A 17,660-nucleotide genomic window follows, 5' to 3' on the forward strand; every position below is an offset into this window, starting at 1 on the left:
TTGATAAGAAATTTGCAGGCTTATAAGAAAAAAGGAAGCACCACGTACTTCCTTCTTATCAGTCTAACTTTGGCTAAAATACTAATTTTAGCCAAACTACGAGCTATATTGACATTTATTCTTCAGTTTTATCCAAATCGATAGATAACGAGTTGATACAGTAGCGCATGCCAGTGGTCTCACGAGGTCCATCAGGGAATACGTGACCCAAATGCGCGCCGCAATTGCTGCACGTGACTTCCGTACGGCGCATGCCTAGCGAATCATCGACGTGTTCATCAATGGCGCCATTATCGATACCTTGATCGAAGCTTGGCCAGCCGCAACCGGCATCAAACTTACTATCCGACTCAAACAAGCTGGCACCGCAGCCTTTACAGCGGTAGATACCTTTATCATTGACGTCGTTATAAACGCCAGTAAATGGACGCTCTGTGCCCTTCTCACGCATCACATGATACTCATCGGCACTCAGGCGCTCTTTCCAGTCCGCTTCGGTCAACTGGCTGATTTCTTCTTTGCTTAATTGATTGTCTTGCATCGTTTATCCTTATGGAATATTTGGATGAAATGAGTGGCTATCTCGTTTGTTGTTTGTCATTTTCTCGCAAAACGTTATCGCTCTTTTTATAAAAACGATAGCCTTTATCTGCTGCTTACCAGCTGACTATTCAAGGTAGTTATTATAAAGGTGCGCAACTTGCCAGCTGAGAGCTTAAAGTCTTGGGAAAATTATTTAGATAGAGAAGTAAAATATAACAAATTATCTTGCCGCCTAAATGAGTAAAGTTGTAATTTTATTGAGCCCGTATGTCGTACGCTTGATTATTTTCGCTTCATTAGTGTTGGCTTAATAAGCACTGGTTTAATAACTTCTTATTTCACTCACCATTTAGCACCAAATTTGTTTAAAAAAAGGATTTGAAGAGTCATTTAACTTATAAATGCAAGTTATTCTTGCATTACCTTATAACTTCGAAATTAATTTTACGGATATTCACCTTGATACTTGCATTCAAAGTTCATTTGCAATAATATCTTGCATTAGGTTTGATTGTCTTTAATAAAAGGGTCACATAACAATGGCTGATAGCGAATTTTCTCAAGCTCCTCAAAGTACGCAAGCCGAACGATTGGTACAACTGCGCCGCGATAAAGGCATGACTGCCGAGCAATTGGCGCAAGCGATGACCGCAGCAGGCGCAAAGGTCAGTCGCGGTGCTATCTCTAACTGGGAGCGCGGCACCAATGGCATCGTATCATCGAAGCTGCCGACCTTAGCGCGTATCTTAGGCTGTAGCGAAGGGTACCTTTTGCGTGGTGAACTGCAAAGTGCAGCTAATAGCGATATAGACATCGATAGTAATATTGCTAGCGACGCAGATTTAACTCAAAGCATAAATGCTCATAATAAAAATGCAGCCTCTAGCAAGCAAGTTAGCAACGCTCAACCAATGACAAATCAAGCAGCACCACATTCACAAAACAACCCTATGAGTGGGCACTCTATGAACACAATAAAAAAATCCGATAAATTACAAAACGTTTGTTACGATATTCGCGGTCCTCTGCTGCAGACGGCTAATAAAATGGAAGCCGAAGGTAAGCGCATTTTAAAGCTTAATATTGGTAACCCTGCCCCGTTCGGTCTTGAAGCACCGCATGAGATTTTGCGTGATGTGGCGATGAATCTGCCAGAAGCGACGGGATATTCAGACTCGCAAGGGATTTTTGCGGCCCGTAAAGCGGTCTTGCAATATTATCAATCAAAAGGCCTGCTATCTGCTGTCGATGTGCGTGATGTGTATTTGGGTAATGGCGTCTCTGAGCTGATTGTCATGACCATGCAGGCGCTCATGAACGATGGCGATGAAGTCCTGGTGCCAATGCCTGATTACCCGCTTTGGACGGCAGCCGCCAACTTAGCAGGCGGTACAGCCGTGCATTATCGCTGTAATGAAGACGACAATTGGCATCCTGATATCGAAGACATCAAATCTAAAATCACTTCTAAAACCAAAGGCATCGTGGTTATTAACCCCAATAACCCAACGGGTGCACTGTATAGCGATGAATTGCTGCTGCAGATTATCGAGGTGGCAAAAGAGCACGATTTAATCATCATGGCCGATGAGATTTATGACCGTATTCTCTATGATGATATGGAACATACACCGATGAGCACCTTGACCGATGATGTGCTTGTGCTGTCTTACAACGGTTTATCAAAGTCGCATCGTATCGCAGGTTTCCGCGCTGGTTGGATGATGGTTTCTGGTAAAAAACACCACGCTGCTGACTTTATTGAAGGTTTGGATATGCTGGCGTCTATGCGCCTATGTTCAAACGTTCAAGGGCAATATGCCATTCAAACCGCGATGGGCGGTTATCAAAGCATGAAGGATTTGACCTCTAAAAAAGGCCGTCTCTATAAGCAGCGCGAAATGGCGGTTTCGCGCTTAAACGCCATTAAAGGTATTTCTTGTACCATGCCGCAAGGGGCGTTTTATTGCTTTCCAAAGATGGATCCTGCCGTCTACCCTATCGAAGATGATATGGCGTTTATGATGGATTTATTGGTGGAAGAAAACGTCTTACTGGTACAAGGCACTGGCTTTAACTGGGATGCACCCGACCATTTCCGCTTGGTGTTTTTGCCCAACCTGCACGATTTAGAAGATGCCATGGATCGCTTAGACCGCTTCTTTGCCAAAAAACGTAAACAGTTTGGCACCGAATAGAACTTAATTTTATTAAATTAATTCTCATTTTAATATAAAAAAACGCTTATCGGCACGATGCTGATAAGCGTTTTTTATGCTGTTAGATAAAGTAGTAAAATCTCACCGTTAAAATCTTGTTAAAAACTCATACGGCTTTAATCTAAAAAACCACCTTAAGAATACTTCTTTAAGAACAATACTCTAAAAACATGGCTTTAAAAGTGTCATTTAAAAAACTTTGTCTTAAAAAATATTACTTAAGAAAATATAGCTGATAGCTGACATTGAAGCGGCGGCAGGAAGGGTAATTATCCATGCCAAACCGATAGGCTTCATCAGCGCCCAGTTGGTGTCTCTATTGACGATACCGATGCCAAGTACCGCACCAACTAAGGTATGCGTACTCGATACCGGCAGCCCCATGGTCGAAGCGCCCATTACCACAGCAGCAGCAGCCAATTCCGCTGAGAAGCCAGAAGCCGGATGCATTTTTGCCAGATTGGTACCAACGGTTTGAATCACTTCTTTACCGATAAACCAAAGACCAACGATTAGCGCCACACCAAAGGTTAACATAACTGCAGGTGGTACTGCCGCTTCGGTCGCTATGCTATTGGTACGGATAACGTCCATAATCGCGGCAAAAGGACCGACGGCGTTGGCGATATCGTTTGAGCCGTGACTAAAGGCAAAGGCTGATGCGGTAAAGACTTGCATCCAGCTAAACATAATAAACGTCGCTTTGGTCAAATCTTCCTTATGCTTACCGCGGATACTCTTGGTATAGATATAGGTCGCAAGCCAAACTAGCGCTGCAATCATGCCCATGATTAAAAAGCCTTGCAGCGTTGTCATGCCATTATTGACATTCTTTAAGCCTTTAAAGATGACCAAAGAGGCCATGACCGCGCCGCCAGCAGCCGCAATAATAGGTACCCATTGCTTTAATGCTTTTAGCGTATCGAGGTTGCTGCGCTCGTTTTCAATTTCATAAAGCTGTTTGTAATAATCGGTTTCTAAATCTTCAACGTCGCAATCATCATCTTTATAGATTTCCTGATCACGTAACATCGCTGAGGTATAAGCCAGTTGTTCTGATTCGGTCAGACCATCCAGATACTCTTTGTGATTTTGCTTTAAGGTTTTTTTATCGCCCTTTAGCGTCGCAATGTGCGCTTCTGTTCTATCATTATACTCAATGATATTTTTCTTAATCTGGCCATATAACAGGTAGGAGAAGACGCCGCCGAGTAATGGTGATATGACCCAAGAGATAGCAATCGTTCCAATCGTGCCCCAATTCACCGTAGATAACGCCATTTCGGTGCCACCTAACGAGATACCTAATACAATGGAGCTACCAACCACGCCGCCGATAATGGCGTGAGTGGTTGAAACGGGCAGACCTTTTTTGGTCGCAAATAACAACCAAAATGCAGCAGCGATAAGCGCTGAGAGCATGACATAAATAAACTGGTTGGGCGTGACCGATAGACCATCGAGATCGACAATACCGCTTCGGATGGTATCGGTAACTTCACCGCCTGCCAACACCGCGCCCGACACTTCAAATATCGCTGCGATACCCAAGGCTTGCGGAATGGTCAACGTCCCCGCACCCACTGAGGTACCAAAGGAGTTGGCGACGTCATTACCACCGATATTGAATGCCATAAACACACCAAAAGCCGTCGCTACGATAAATAGCGTCGTCTGCTGATGCATGGTGTAATCTAGACCCCACCATAAAAAGTAAGCGGTCATCGCAATCAGTAAAATGGCAAAAAATAGATTGATTCTCATAGAACCGACTGCTTTGGTTGGTCCTGTAGAACTGCTGCTAATACCCATACGTTGATACGTCCTGCGTAAGCTGATTGAAATTATATGTGATTGATGACATTGCGGCGCTATGAACGGTGTTGTTTTCACCACCCAATATTATGATAGCGTGTGCGCAACGTGTTTTTGAAATACTGTTTTTTGAAATACTGTTTTTTGAACTTGTTTGTTGAAATACTGTTTTAAACCACGGCTTTAAACCACCGCTTTGAAAATTGGTTTGAATAACTAGCCTGCAATACCTTATTGATCCATCACTCAGACGATCTCGTCTGTTTACCATTATTTTCTACTCATACCTAGCACTAATATCTAGCTTAGTTTGCCTATGATAAAAATATCAGGTAAAAAAACCATCACACAAAATGCCATAAAGCCGCAAGTAGTATTGCCAAATCATCCGATTACAGCAGCTTGCGGCTTAGGTTTTTATAGTGATAGCGTTGGTTATGACAAATATATGAGTAATGATTAAAGCATTTATATGATAAATACAGTATCCGACTGCTGAGCTATTTTGTAGAAAGCAGAGTTTATAATGTGCCTATTATATTAAATATAGACACAGAATGCATGATGATATTGCGAGATTTGTAACTGTGAATGTAAGCGCGATAAAACTTGTCAATTTAGTGAAAATTTGTTGTTATATTTTATAATTTGGCTGAGCCAAAATATAATCAATTCTCAAACCTTTTAATCAGTTATCAGGCAGTGCTAAAGATAGCTGCTCAATGGCATGGTCTAATACATCTAGGCGCGCTTGCCGCTTTTCATTGGTGGCGATGACACACCAAGGGGCGTCCTCTGTATTTGTACGTGCCAGCATATCAGCTGCCGATTGCACATAATCTGCCCAGTTATCACGATTACGCCAATCATCATCGGTCAATTTAAATTGCTTATGCGGGGTCTCTTCGCGCGCCTCAAAGCGCTTAAGCTGCTCTTTCTTATCGATGGCAAGCCAGTATTTGATAACTATCGTGCCAGCCGCTACCAAATCCGCCTCAAAGCGATTGATTTCATCATAAGCGCGCTGCCATTCTTCATCGGTCGCAAAACCCTCAATACGTTCGACCAATACGCGCCCATACCAAGTACGGTCAAAGATAGCGATACGGCTGATACGATCGATCTGCTCATTGGGCAGTTTGGTCCAAAATCGCCATAGATAAGGGTGTTGTAATTCATACAGCATCGGTGCGCCAATATTATAAATCTGATACTCGCGTGGGTCGAGCGGCGCAACCAGTCTTTTAATAGCGCCACCCTTGCCAGCCGCATCCATACCTTCAAAGGCAAAGATCACATGCCGACCCTTACGCGCACGTAGCAGCTCAGCAAGGCGCGCTTGTTTATCGGCAAGCGCTTCATGGTACTCAGACTTATCTATCTCGATATCATCGATATTTATCAAAGCTTTAGGGACTTTTACTGGCTCGAATTTTTTAACATTTTCTAGCTGTTCGCTTTCCTCTATACGACTGCTTGCTAACGCTGTTTGCATCGCTTGCAACACTTGATGACAAAAATGCATGGCTGCTTGTGATTTGTCATCACCATCGATAATAATCCAATCTCCCTGCTGGCGTAATAGCGCCGTTGCCACCTCATTAAAAGTTTCGACGACCTTTTTGTTTTTCCAATCAATTTGATATAAAAATTCTGGATCAGCCTTGTCGTCATTTAGCCGCGCCTGCAAGGTTTCGATATCGACATGAAACCAGCATTTGAGCAGCTTGGTTTGATTAGCAGCAAGGTCTTGTTCAAAGGCTTGTAACTTAGTCAGCGCTTGTTTTAAATAGTCTTGCCATTGGCCAATAGGCAAGGCTTTATCTTTCAGCTGGTTATTATTCTTATCCTTACTTTCTTTATGTTCCTTACCTTCATTATCTAGCGTTGCCATACGCATGACGTTATAGAGCAAATCAGCATACCAGTTGCCAAAATATACCATGACATCGCCATGACGCGGCAGCGCCTTGGTATGTGCCTGCCAAATCGGCTGATGCTCTAAGGGACAATCACCAATGGTTGCCTCGACTTTCAGTAAACGTGGGTCGACCCATTGCCGCAGCTGGGTGACCGCTGTGCCCTTGCCTGCTTGCTCCATACCGTTGACCAGCACTAATAACCCTGTTGGTTTATTCATAGTTGGCGGTGTTTGTTGCCGCGTGGCACGCAGAGCAAACTGTGCGGTGACCAATGCCAATCGCAGGGTATCTTTGTCCATAGAAAAGAGATTTAACGGATTGGGTGTTAAGCGCTGCTCGATGACTTGCTTACTAAATTGGTCACTCACGGCTTGTGGCGCTTGGTCCTCAGTCGTATCATTTTTTTTGTTCATGCCCATGCTCCCTCTATTATTATTAGATAATATTTTATGCTTTGTTATGCGGCGTTATACTATTTTTATGGATGTTCTGTATGAATGATTTTTTTGCCTAGCCATTTCATATTTACATAGCTATGTTATAAGTGCTTTGTTTTTATAACATTGCTTACAATACTGATTACAACACTTATCACAGTGCTTAAAATCACCATTTTAGTTAATCATAGCATTGCGTAAATTTAGTAAATAACCCTGCTATGTAACAGTTTGGCATTTGTATTCTGCGGTATTTTCTTTTAAGGTGAACAAAATCTTGCGAGCATGCTTTAATAGCTGCCTATAAGTATAAAATTTAGTACCCTCTCAGCCCTTTTACCATCAATTTGATTGATTGTTATTTTTACTTTTTATAGGATTACCTGCCATGACTGCTTTAGCCAATTTACAACAGCACTTAAACCGTTTTTGGGCGCTGCCACACCATGAAGATGCTGCCTTAAATACTAAACTTAAAGAAGTGCAAGCATGGCAACAAGCGCGTATTAAGCGTACGCACAGCGCGCTATTTGAACAACCAAAAAACCAATTAATGGCAGATTATTTCTTAACCCAGCTATATGGTGGTGATGAATTTAAAGTATTGGCAGAGCAATTAGGACGTATCCTTCCTAAAGCCAAAAAACTTGAGCGCCTAGCCAAAGAGTCTTCTTTAGAAGCTGGTAGCATGGGCATTCAAGCATCTATCTTGGCGATTGAGCTTGATTTGCATTTGGCCGAGTGGTTGGTTGCTCAAGATTTAGCGGTTAATGAAGAGAATATGCTTGCCGCCTACCGCGCTGTTGATGAGGCAGATGAGCGTCGCGTGCAAATTAACAACCTAAAAGAAGTCTGCTATCGTACCGATAAAGACCTGAATTCCTTTATGCTCAAAAAAGCCTTTGCAATGGCAAAAGGCGCTGCGTATCGCTATAACTTCCAACCGCTTTACGACTTTATTGATGCAGGCTTTAAAGCCATGAAACCGCTAAAAAGCGTCAGCAGCTTTATCGAACCATTTTGTGAGCGTGAGCTTGAGATTATTGACGAAGTTCACAACACGGATAATGGCGGTAAGCCAGCAACGTTTGGTGTATGATAGGGTCAAATAATGCACGTGGCTCACGGCGCTGTTACTGATTAAACTATACTTAAATAATGAGTCAACAATGCTCAAATACGCCATCATAAAAACGAATAATAGGATAATCGTATGATTGACAACTCAAATAACAATGCTGCAACTGATGCGACTTCTCATGGTCACCTGCAAGATAAATTGGTCAAAGACAGTATCGCCAACAATCAAAATATCACCGCGCAAGTAAAAGCGCGTCAAAACCATGTTTCTAATACGACGCTTAATGAAAATGCCGCAGTCGATAACAATAATAATGACTTCACCCAAGTGCAAGACTTACCAACCGGAACCCCACAAGGTCAACAAACGACTATGCCAAACCATACCACCAACGCTAACCCTAACGCCACATTAAACAACAGCGCCAACCCTACTTCTCCGCAAGCACAAACCGCCAAACAAACGCTATTTAACCAGCGTGATGACATCAATAACCCACATACGCCTGATACTGATGGTAATGAGCAAACGCATTTTGGTTATAAGACGGTTAATAAAGCAGAAAAGCAAGCGCGCGTTGCTGATGTCTTTACCTCAGTTGCCAAAAAATACGATATTATGAATGACTTAATGTCATTTGGTATTCATCGTTTATGGAAGCGTTATGCGATTAGCTTATCAGGTGTACGTGCCGGTCAGCATGTGCTTGATATCGCTGGCGGTACGGGCGATTTGGCTAAAGTATTCAGCCGTGAAGTTGGTCGCAACGGTCATGTGGTGTTATCAGACATCAATGCGGCGATGTTAGAAGTGGGTCGTGAGCGCTTGATTAATGCTGGCTGTAATAACGTTGATTTTGTCTTAGCAAACGCTGAAACTTTAGCGCCATTCGATGATGAAAGCTTTGATTTAGTGACTATCAGCTTTGGTCTGCGTAATGTCACAGACAAAGATGCTGCTCTAAAATCTATGTATCGTGTGCTAAAGCCAGGCGGGCGTTTACTGATTTTAGAATTCTCAAAACCTGTCTTTGAGCCATTATCAAAAGCTTATGATTTATATTCATTTACTGCTTTGCCAATTATGGGCAAGCTGATTGCTAATGATGCTGAAAGCTATCAATACTTGGCAGAATCGATTCGTATGCATCCTGATCAGCAAACGCTTAAACAGATGATGCAGCAAGCAGGCTTTGAAAATTGCGATTATCATAACTTGACTGCTGGTATCGTCGCGGTCCATCGCGGCTTTAAAGCATAAACACGTTATTTATGCTTAATATCTAGTGATAAAAGCTGGCTATACAAGCTTATTCATAATGTAAAAACGTCTGTCATTAGGCAGGCGTTTAATGATCGTCATAACAGCCAATATTGAAATATGCGCCACGCTTATGGCGCTCAACCAAACATGCGAGAGCCTTATGCTGACTGTATTACTTTTGGCGGGTGCCGAAAAGCTGATTAATATCGCCATTGCCAGCGATGAGATTACCAAAGCTGGTCTGGCACCGCTTGCGGGTAAAGTGCTGCGTTTAAATATGGGCACGCCTGAAGTGAATTTGGACGTCTTATTTACCGATGAGCGTTTGCGCTTTGAGCCGGTCATGACGGAGAGTGTCTTTGAGCCAAGCGGCAATATGAATGAGCGCCAAAAAGCCAGTCTAGAGCGTGCGCGTCTTGGCCATAGTCGTCCAGACTGCATTATTACCGTTGATAATCCTGCGCAGCTGCTCAACCTGATGCGCGGCACTGAGGGCAACTTGCCTATCGCTGGTGATTACAAAGTGCTCATGCAACTTAAACAACTGGTCGCAGGTTTTGATCCTGATGTCGCTGGACAGCTTGAGCCCTTTATTGGTAAACCGATGGCCAGCCAACTGCATCTTCTCATCTCACAGCTAAAAGGCAGCTGGCGTCATAGCGCCAAACGCGCCTTTAATGATGTCAGCGACTGGGCAAATGATGTAGCCGGTAATGTTGCTCCTGACCCGATGGAAGCCGCCGAAGTCAATGATTTAAAACAGCAGTTATTAAAACTGCGTGCTGATATTGAGCGAGAAGAAGCTAAGCTTGCTGCTATCAAAGATGAGCAAGCACGTTTAAGCAATAATAGATAATAATACGTAGATGCTAAGATTGTTTAAATGCTCTCTATAAACATCTACTGTTATGAAAAATACAATATCTAGCCTATTTTCGAATTTTTAGAGTACCTATATCCCATGCTACTATCCCATCGCGCCCGTTTATTTGAACTTTGGCGTATTGCCGCCGCTTATCGCATTGATACCCATCTGTCTGTCGAAGAAGCGCCGCAGCTGCAACCTTTAGCGCGTTTAATTCGCTTGCATCCAGCTGCTTGGGGTAAAAAACATCAGCCCAATGCCATAAAATATGCGCTTGAAGATATGGGTACGTTATTTTTGAAACTGGGTCAATTGCTTTCGACGCGCCGCGATTTGGTGCCGCCTGAGATTATCGAGCAATTGGTGCAGCTGCAAGATAAGGTCAAGCCTTTCGACTCTGACGTTGCTATTGCCCAAATCCAAGATTCGAAACATGGTCTCGGTCAATCTATCGCCACGCTATTTGCCCGTTTTGACGTTAAGCCGTTAGCAGCAGCCTCTATCGCCCAAGTACATACGGCGGCTCTACATGATGGTCGTGAAGTGGTGGTAAAGGTCGTTCGCCCTGATATTCGCACCACTATCGTTGCTGACTTTGAACTATTACGTGAGCTTGCCAGTTGGGCATCGGCGCGTATCGAAGCGGCGCGTGCCATCCATATCGTTGATATTGTCGAAGACTATCGCCAAGTCATGCTTAATGAATTGGATTTAACCTTAGAGGCAGACAATACCACGCAGATGCGTAATAACTTCTTGGGTTCTGCATTGATGTATGTGCCTGAAGTCTATGATGCGGCCAAAAACGTCATGGTCATGGAGCGTATTCAAGGCGTTCCTATCTCGCAAGTTGAGGTATTTGATAAGCTTGGTTATGACCGTGCAGCACTGGCAGAAAAAGGCTTAACGATATTTTTCACCCAAGTATTTCGCGATAATTTCTTTCATGCTGATATGCATCCGGGTAATGTCTTTGTAGAAACGCCGCCGGTTAAAACGCTCACTGCAAATATGGCAGCGGTTGACTTGGGTCATGAGCCGCGCTATATCGGCCTTGATTGCGCCATTATGGGTACGCTATCAAAAGACGACCAGCTTATTGTCGCGCGCATGCTTTTGGCGGTGATGAATAATAACTTTACGGCGATGGTTGATATCGTCAGCCGTGCTGGTTGGATACCGCCCAATACCGATAAGCATGCTTTAATGCGTGATATGAAACGCACTGTCGGTCCGATGCTACAAAAATCCATTAATGATATCGACTTTGCTGGTGTGTTGATGCAGATTTTAGATATCGCCCGTCGCCACCATATGAGTATTCCGCCGCAATTGATGCTGCTACTTAAAACCTTAGTGCATGTCGAAGGACTTGGTCGCGACTTATATCCTGACCTTGATATCTGGTCACTTGCTAAGCCCATTTTAAGCGGCTGGATTAAAGAGCAGCTCGATCCGATGCGTAACTTGCAACATCTGCGTCAGCAGTTGCCAGAGATTTTATTATCAACCACTGATATTCCTAAGCTGCTAGATCAAGGATTGCAAAGCCTTGCCTCACAAGGGTCGCGCCAAGACAGTCAGCTGCGAGAAATACAGCAGATTCGCGCAGACATGCTTAATGATCGTCGCCGTGATTGGCTAGCGCTGTCAGGTTTTGCCGTGTTTATTGCCATCGCCACACAAGTCGGTTGGTTTGCGCCTATCTTTTATTTATTGGCTATGATTGTCGTTATTTGGCGGGTTCTAGCTTAGATTGCTGATTTTTTAATGGCTGTGAATACTCATTAATAGTTATAAAAGTTAAATTTTAATCTAATAAGCTCTAATTCCTTTTGATTGTCCTTTAACGACAATCAAAAGGAATTAGAGCTTAAACTTTTATCTTATCTGACAGCTTGTTTGGTCAGTTAAAGTACGTCTTATATGGAGAATTTACCTATGTCGACCATATCATCTACATCACCTTCCAAGCCTCATGATTCAGTCAAACCAAATCATAGTGACGCTATTGCCGCTTTGCAAACACGCTTTGGCAAACAACTGAGCACCAATACCACAATACGTGAGCAGCATGGTCATACCATGACGTGGCTTGCCAATCAGCCACCCGACGCGGTATTAACAGTACAGGATAAACACGAGGTTGCTGCTGCGGTTGAGATTTGCAATCAGTATCAGATGCCAGTGATTGCCTTTGGTATTGGCTCATCCTTAGAAGGTCAATTAAACGCACCCTATGGCGGGCTATGTATTGATATGCATGCCATGGATGCGATATTGCAGGTTAATAATGAAGACCTGACCGTTACCGTACAACCTGGCGTCACACGTGAGCAACTTAACCATTATTTACGTGATACCGGACTATTTTTCCCCATAGACCCCGGTGCCAATGCCAGTATCGGCGGTATGGTCGCTACTCGCGCCTCAGGCACCAATGCCGTACGCTATGGCACCATGAAAGATGTGGTACTTGCACTTGAAGTCGTTACCGCAAGCGGAGAGATTGTCCGCACCGGCACCCGTGCCAAAAAGTCTGCTGCTGGTTATGATTTGACGCGATTGATGATCGGTTCAGAAGGTACGCTTGGTATCGTCACCGAAGTCACGCTCAAGTTATTTGGTATCAGCGAATGTATTGGCAGTGGTATCTGCCACTTCCCAACGATTGAAGATGCTTGTCAGGCGGTGATGTTGACCATTCAAATGTGCTTGCCCATTGCCCGTATCGAGCTGCTCGATGCCATGCAAATCAAAGCCTGTAATCAATATGCTAATCTTGATTTAACTGAGACACCTACGCTATTTGTAGAGTTTCATGGCACAGAAGCCAGCGTCGCTGAACAAGCGCAAATCTTTACCGATATCATCGAAGAATTCGGCGGTACGGATTTTGCTTGGGATACCAATGAAGCCGAACGTAAACGTTTGTGGCAAGCGCGGCATAATGCCTATCATGCTAGCTGTGCCCTACGACCTGAGGCAAGCGCCTTATCGACTGATGCCTGCGTGCCCATTTCACGCTTGGCAGAATGCGTCAGTGAGACAGCAAAAGATATCGAAGCGTCTGGCATGATTGGACCTATTGTCGGTCACGTAGGCGATGGTAATTTTCATGTTTTATTATTGGTCGATACCAACAACCCTGAAGAAGTCGCTACCGCTGACGGTATCATCAGCCGCCTTGCCAGCCGTGCGATTGAGATGGATGGCACCTGTACCGGTGAGCACGGTATTGGACAAGGCAAACAGAAATATATGCAACAAGAGCACGGTAATGCTTTAGTGTTGATGCAAGCCATTAAGTCAGCGCTTGACCCTAAAAATATTTTAAATCCCGGCAAGATATGGCCTGAAACGTTACCTACTATTTAATAAGCTTATTAAAATCAAAGTAAAAAAGTGCGTCTGCGTTTAATTAAAAAATTAGACGCAGACGCATTTTTGGTTTTAATATGGTTCATTTGTTTTGAAGCAAATGCGAGGCTGCAGGTATGAATTTTTCAAAGCCTCTGGAGTGCAAAGCACACAGCAAGCGAGAAAAATTTATACCTGCACAAGGCTATTAAAGATATACCTCGTGCGTTTTGAATTGACTATTCTATAACATCTGATCAATCGCCATTTGCGTCAATACACGACCACGAGCGGTTCGCAGTACATAGCCTTGCTGAATCAAATACGGCTCAATCACATCCTCTAACGTACCGCGATCCTCAGCCATGGCTGCTGCTACTGCTTCAACGCCTGCAGGACCACCATCAAAACGCTCTTGCAATATCTCAATATAACGTCTGTCTAAATGATCAAGCCCACGTCTATCTACGGCCAGCATATCGAGCGCACTACCGGCTATCGCGCCATTGATACTACCATCGCCTCTCACCTGCGCATAATCACGGACACGGCGTAATAATCGATTGGCAATCCTTGGCGTACCACGCGCACGGCGAGCAATCTCTACCGCACCATCTTCACTCATTGGCACGCGCATTAAACGCGCGGCACGGCTAACAATCGTCGTCAAATCAGCGATATTATAAAACTCTAAGCGCTGCACAATCCCAAAACGATCACGTAATGGCGAGGTCAACAGCCCTGCTCGTGTGGTTGCCGCAACTAAGGTAAACGGCGGTAAATCAAGCTTGATAGAACGCGCTGCCGGCCCTTCACCAATCATAATATCGAGCTGAAAATCTTCCATCGCTGGATAAAGGATTTCTTCAATAACAGAGCTCAAGCGATGGATTTCATCGATAAAGAGTACATCACCTTCTTCTAAATTGGTCAGCATGGCGGCTAAATCACCTGGACGCTCAAGCACTGGCCCTGACGTTGAGCGCAGATTGCCGCCCATCTCACGAGCAATGATATTGGCAAGGGTTGTCTTCCCTAAGCCCGGTGGACCAAAGATAAGGGTATGATCCAACGGCTCGTTACGGCCTCTGGCAGCGCTAATGAACACTTCCATCTGCTCACGCACCACCGGCTGACCGATATATTCAGCCAATAATGCCGGTCGAATATTGGAATCAGGCGCATCACCTGCCCCTTCTAACGGATTAATCAAACGATCTTGCATCATAGGTTTTATCATTTTATTAAAATAATTATTTTTAAAAGGCTAGGTAATAAACAGCATAACCAAACGCTGCGTATAAGTCATGCAAAACATCATAAAGCAGCTAGTCAAAAAAACACAGCCTAAAACGAAAATAAGCGACAATGAATGTCGCTTATCTGTTGAAGACTTATTGATACTATAGAATAACACGCTCACATTACTTAAAAGCCAGATAGCTGTTGCAAGGTGGCTTTTAGCAAGCTTTGCGTATCTGCAAAGGTAGCGCCATTACTCTTAGCGGCTTTAATCGCTTGCTGCGCTTCTCTTTCTTTATAACCCAAGCTAATTAAGGCGCCTTCCACCTCAGCGATGATACTGCCTTCAGCAGAAATGGGCGCAGGCTGAATCGCAAACTCTAAATTACTGTTATCAACCTCAATATTTTTTAGCTTGTCTTTTAGCTCAATCAATAAACGCTGTGCTGTCTTTTTACCGATACCTGGAATCCGCGTCAATGCCGTCTCTGACTCTTGCTCGACATGCATTTTTAGCTCAGCAGCTGACATCGCAGACAGCATAGCCAATGCCATCTTTGCCCCAACACCATTGATTTTAATCAACTGGCGAAAGACATCACGCTCCTTACGATCGATAAAGCCATAAAGCAGCTGCGCATCTTCACGCACATGAAAATGCGTCCAAATGCTCGCCTGCTCGTTGAGACGCAACTGGCAAAACGACGGTAGCGGCAGCTCTATATCGTAGCCTACGCCAGAGGTGGTCATGACACAGGCAGTCGGCGCCATCAAATACTGCACCTGTCCGCTAATCAATCCAATCATCATCTACCACCTTTTATAGAACCGACGTACAGTACATAAGTACCAAGCTTAAATATAGAAGCTGCGCTAAAAATAAGCCATGCTGCTATGATTAAATGAGCATATCTTGTTGGCAACGCTTATTTATAAAAATCGACCATACCTTCAAGGCTGATTGGGCGAATCTTATGTGCTTGACCAGCAGAACCAAAAGCTTCAAAGCGATTGGTACAGATATCTGACATCGCAACCATAGAGGCTTTAAAGTATTTACGTGGATCAAATTCACTTGGATTTTCCGCAAGGAATTTACGGATAGCGCCCGTTGATGCCAAACGCAAATCAGTATCGATATTTACCTTACGCACACCATGCTTAATCGCTTCAACAATTTGCTCAACCGGTACACCATAAGTCTCACCGATGTTACCGCCGTTTTCATTGATAACTTTTAGCCACTCTTGCGGTACTGACGACGAGCCATGCATGACCAAATGGGTATGCGGGATACGGGCATGAATCTCTTTTACGCGCTCAATGGATAAGATATCGCCTGTAGGTGGACGGGTGAATTTATACGCACCATGGCTGGTACCGATAGCAATGGCTAACGCATCCACATTGGTGTCTTTGACAAACTGCTCGGCTTCATCAGCGCTGGTCAACAGTTGCTCGTGATCTAAGATGCCTTCTGCACCAGAGCCATCTTCTTCGCCTGCCATTCCTGTCTCAAGACTGCCCAAGCAACCAATTTCACCTTCTACTGAAACACCGCACGCGTGCGCCATTTTGACCACTTCGCGAGTCACGCTAGCGTTATAATCATAGTCCATTGGCGTTTTGCCGTCTTCACCAAGCGAGCCATCCATCATCACTGATGAAAAGCCCATCTGAATTGAGCGCTGGCAAATAGCAGGTGACATACCATGATCTTGATGCATCACTACAGGAATATGTGGCCACTCTTCAATCGCCGCAATAATCAGATGACGTAAAAACGCAGAACCTGCATAACTACGGGCGCCGGCACTGGCTTGAACAATGACAGGCGAGTCACAGGCGTCGGCCGCCATCATGATTGCACGCATCTGCTCTAAGTTATTGACGTTAAAGGCAGGAACACCGTAGCTGTGCTCGGCGGCATGATCTAGAAGTTGACGTAACGATATTAAAGCCATAAGACGCTCTCTGATTAAATTTTGAATATGATATTAAGAAATCATTCTTAAAAATACGATGTTGCAACAATTGCCCTAAAATCCTAGCCTTATATAGCCAGACCAGCGAAAAACTGGTGTTTTTTTATCGTAATTATTACGCCGTGATTATAGCAAAAATTGTCACCGCTTCGTAGCGCTTAGCCGACTATTTATTTCTTTGCTCAATTTATAAAAAATACAGTCGGTTTTTATCAATCTATTTGATAGGACTTATCGCCTATACAGGTTTATTATAAATATCCATAAACCAAATACCTTATGTCTTTGATTTGGCTGTGCTAGATGAATGTTTTAAATACAAAAAAGCCTTGGCTATTACCAAAGCTTTTTAAATATTTTGAGGCTTATAAAGCAATTAGTATTGATAACCAATGCTTAAAATTAAAACTAAAACTACTAATTAGTACTGTTGCTTTTTAGTACTGTTGCTCTGCTTCTACTGCATTTTCACTGGCTTTATCTTCAACAGCAGCTGCGCCATCGGCAACCACGCCAGCAGTAGCGGACACGGCTTCATTGGCGCCTACCACGACCGCTTCGCCAGTATTTGCTAGTGCATCAGTAGCAGCAGCACCGGCAGTTTCAGCGCCTTCGGCAACTTCAGTACCGGCGTTTTGGGCAGCAACTTCAGCGTCAGCAGCAGCGGCTTCTGTTTCAGCAGCGGCAGCATCAGTGTTAGCAGCAGTATCTTCAGCAGCAGAATCAGCAGCAGCTGCCGTTTTATCTTGTGTTTCTTGGCTACATGCAGTGATTGCAAAAGTACCAGCAAGTACGCTAGCAAGTAATAAATGACGTTTTAACATAATAAACCTCTCGTAAATAAAGCATGCCAAATACATGATTTGCGCTATTTTATAGAGTGCAAATTAGACATGCAATAACAATTTTCAGTATAGAAACAAATAAT

At 43.9% G+C, this 17,660-nt stretch carries 14 protein-coding genes; 7 read left to right on the forward strand and 7 right to left on the reverse strand.

What is annotated here, in order from left to right; all coding sequences use genetic code 11:
* Positions 1–115 precede the first annotated feature (115 nt).
* Positions 116–541, reverse strand: coding sequence for a peptide-methionine (R)-S-oxide reductase MsrB (gene msrB / locus PG901_RS08280; RefSeq protein WP_201562918.1), 426 nt, complete (start codon positions 539–541; stop codon positions 116–118).
* A 541-nt stretch (positions 542–1,082) separates the two neighbouring features.
* Between msrB and PG901_RS08285 the strand changes: the two genes are divergently transcribed.
* Entirely contained in the window at positions 1,083–2,741 is a 1,659-nt protein-coding gene (locus PG901_RS08285; protein ID WP_271134173.1) for an aminotransferase class I/II-fold pyridoxal phosphate-dependent enzyme, read from the forward strand.
* A gap of 225 nt (positions 2,742–2,966) precedes the next feature.
* Here the strand turns inward: PG901_RS08285 and PG901_RS08290 are convergent, their stop codons facing one another.
* Complete coding sequence (locus tag PG901_RS08290) at positions 2,967–4,574, reverse strand: inorganic phosphate transporter (protein WP_201562921.1); 1,608 nt, start codon at positions 4,572–4,574, stop codon at positions 2,967–2,969.
* A 319-nt stretch (positions 4,575–4,893) separates the two neighbouring features.
* Between PG901_RS08290 and PG901_RS08295 the strand changes: the two genes are divergently transcribed.
* The gene (locus PG901_RS08295; protein WP_201562923.1) at positions 4,894–5,040 is read left to right on the forward strand and encodes a hypothetical protein; all 147 of its coding nucleotides are present in this window, start codon (positions 4,894–4,896) and stop codon (positions 5,038–5,040) included.
* A 225-nt stretch (positions 5,041–5,265) separates the two neighbouring features.
* On the opposite strand, the gene PG901_RS08300 is transcribed toward PG901_RS08295, so the two are convergent.
* Positions 5,266–6,912, reverse strand: coding sequence for an ATPase (locus PG901_RS08300; RefSeq protein WP_271134174.1), 1,647 nt, complete (start codon positions 6,910–6,912; stop codon positions 5,266–5,268).
* Between the two features lie 412 nt (positions 6,913–7,324).
* Between PG901_RS08300 and PG901_RS08305 the strand changes: the two genes are divergently transcribed.
* From PG901_RS08305 to PG901_RS08325, 5 genes are all read left to right on the forward strand, one after another.
* Positions 7,325–8,035: an FFLEELY motif protein gene (locus PG901_RS08305; protein ID WP_271134175.1), complete on the forward strand. Its 711-nt coding sequence runs from the start codon at positions 7,325–7,327 to the stop codon at positions 8,033–8,035.
* Positions 8,036–8,149: 114 nt separating this feature from the next.
* A complete protein-coding gene (gene ubiE / locus PG901_RS08310; RefSeq protein WP_271134176.1) occupies positions 8,150–9,277 on the forward strand; it encodes a bifunctional demethylmenaquinone methyltransferase/2-methoxy-6-polyprenyl-1,4-benzoquinol methylase UbiE in 1,128 nt (375 codons plus the stop codon).
* Positions 9,278–9,440: 163 nt separating this feature from the next.
* Positions 9,441–10,136 (forward strand): ubiquinone biosynthesis accessory factor UbiJ, encoded by a 696-nt coding sequence (locus PG901_RS08315; RefSeq protein WP_201562929.1) that lies wholly within the window; start codon positions 9,441–9,443, stop codon positions 10,134–10,136.
* 105 nt (positions 10,137–10,241) lie between these two features.
* Positions 10,242–11,900, forward strand: coding sequence for an ABC1 kinase family protein (locus PG901_RS08320; RefSeq protein ID WP_271134177.1), 1,659 nt, complete (start codon positions 10,242–10,244; stop codon positions 11,898–11,900).
* A gap of 186 nt (positions 11,901–12,086) precedes the next feature.
* Positions 12,087–13,523, forward strand: coding sequence for an FAD-binding oxidoreductase (locus PG901_RS08325; RefSeq protein WP_271134178.1), 1,437 nt, complete (start codon positions 12,087–12,089; stop codon positions 13,521–13,523).
* A 226-nt stretch (positions 13,524–13,749) separates the two neighbouring features.
* Here PG901_RS08325 and ruvB read toward each other — a convergent pair whose 3' ends face one another.
* The 4 genes from ruvB to PG901_RS08345 form a co-directional block, all read right to left on the reverse strand.
* The gene (gene ruvB / locus PG901_RS08330; RefSeq protein WP_201563046.1) at positions 13,750–14,730 is read right to left on the reverse strand and encodes a Holliday junction branch migration DNA helicase RuvB; all 981 of its coding nucleotides are present in this window, start codon (positions 14,728–14,730) and stop codon (positions 13,750–13,752) included.
* A gap of 203 nt (positions 14,731–14,933) precedes the next feature.
* Positions 14,934–15,554, reverse strand: a complete 621-nt coding sequence (gene ruvA / locus PG901_RS08335) for a Holliday junction branch migration protein RuvA (protein WP_271134289.1) — start codon at positions 15,552–15,554, stop codon at positions 14,934–14,936.
* A 119-nt stretch (positions 15,555–15,673) separates the two neighbouring features.
* Complete coding sequence (gene fba, locus PG901_RS08340; RefSeq protein ID WP_271134179.1) at positions 15,674–16,711, reverse strand: class II fructose-bisphosphate aldolase; 1,038 nt, start codon at positions 16,709–16,711, stop codon at positions 15,674–15,676.
* A 458-nt stretch (positions 16,712–17,169) separates the two neighbouring features.
* Entirely contained in the window at positions 17,170–17,556 is a 387-nt protein-coding gene (locus PG901_RS08345) for a hypothetical protein (protein ID WP_271134180.1), read from the reverse strand.
* Positions 17,557–17,660 lie beyond the last annotated feature (104 nt).

Origin of the sequence: Psychrobacter sp. ANT_H3, assembly GCF_027919975.1 — a bacterium.
Classification (GTDB): Bacteria; Pseudomonadota; Gammaproteobacteria; order Pseudomonadales; family Moraxellaceae; genus Psychrobacter; species Psychrobacter maritimus.

Bases quoted from the DNA above. Each gene is read 5' to 3' on its own strand.
- msrB (WP_201562918.1), bottom strand. From the start codon at position 541: ATGCAAGACAATCAATTAAGCAAAGAAGAAATCAGCCAGTTGACCGAA.
- PG901_RS08285 (WP_271134173.1), top strand. From the start codon at position 1,083: ATGGCTGATAGCGAATTTTCTCAAGCTCCTCAAAGTACGCAAGCCGAA.
- PG901_RS08290 (WP_201562921.1), bottom strand. From the start codon at position 4,574: ATGGGTATTAGCAGCAGTTCTACAGGACCAACCAAAGCAGTCGGTTCT.
- PG901_RS08295 (WP_201562923.1), top strand. From the start codon at position 4,894: ATGATAAAAATATCAGGTAAAAAAACCATCACACAAAATGCCATAAAG.
- PG901_RS08300 (WP_271134174.1), bottom strand. From the start codon at position 6,912: ATGAACAAAAAAAATGATACGACTGAGGACCAAGCGCCACAAGCCGTG.
- PG901_RS08305 (WP_271134175.1), top strand. From the start codon at position 7,325: ATGACTGCTTTAGCCAATTTACAACAGCACTTAAACCGTTTTTGGGCG.
- ubiE (WP_271134176.1), top strand. From the start codon at position 8,150: ATGATTGACAACTCAAATAACAATGCTGCAACTGATGCGACTTCTCAT.
- PG901_RS08315 (WP_201562929.1), top strand. From the start codon at position 9,441: ATGCTGACTGTATTACTTTTGGCGGGTGCCGAAAAGCTGATTAATATC.
- PG901_RS08320 (WP_271134177.1), top strand. From the start codon at position 10,242: ATGCTACTATCCCATCGCGCCCGTTTATTTGAACTTTGGCGTATTGCC.
- PG901_RS08325 (WP_271134178.1), top strand. From the start codon at position 12,087: ATGTCGACCATATCATCTACATCACCTTCCAAGCCTCATGATTCAGTC.
- ruvB (WP_201563046.1), bottom strand. From the start codon at position 14,730: ATGCAAGATCGTTTGATTAATCCGTTAGAAGGGGCAGGTGATGCGCCT.
- ruvA (WP_271134289.1), bottom strand. From the start codon at position 15,554: ATGATTGGATTGATTAGCGGACAGGTGCAGTATTTGATGGCGCCGACT.
- fba (WP_271134179.1), bottom strand. From the start codon at position 16,711: ATGGCTTTAATATCGTTACGTCAACTTCTAGATCATGCCGCCGAGCAC.
- PG901_RS08345 (WP_271134180.1), bottom strand. From the start codon at position 17,556: ATGTTAAAACGTCATTTATTACTTGCTAGCGTACTTGCTGGTACTTTT.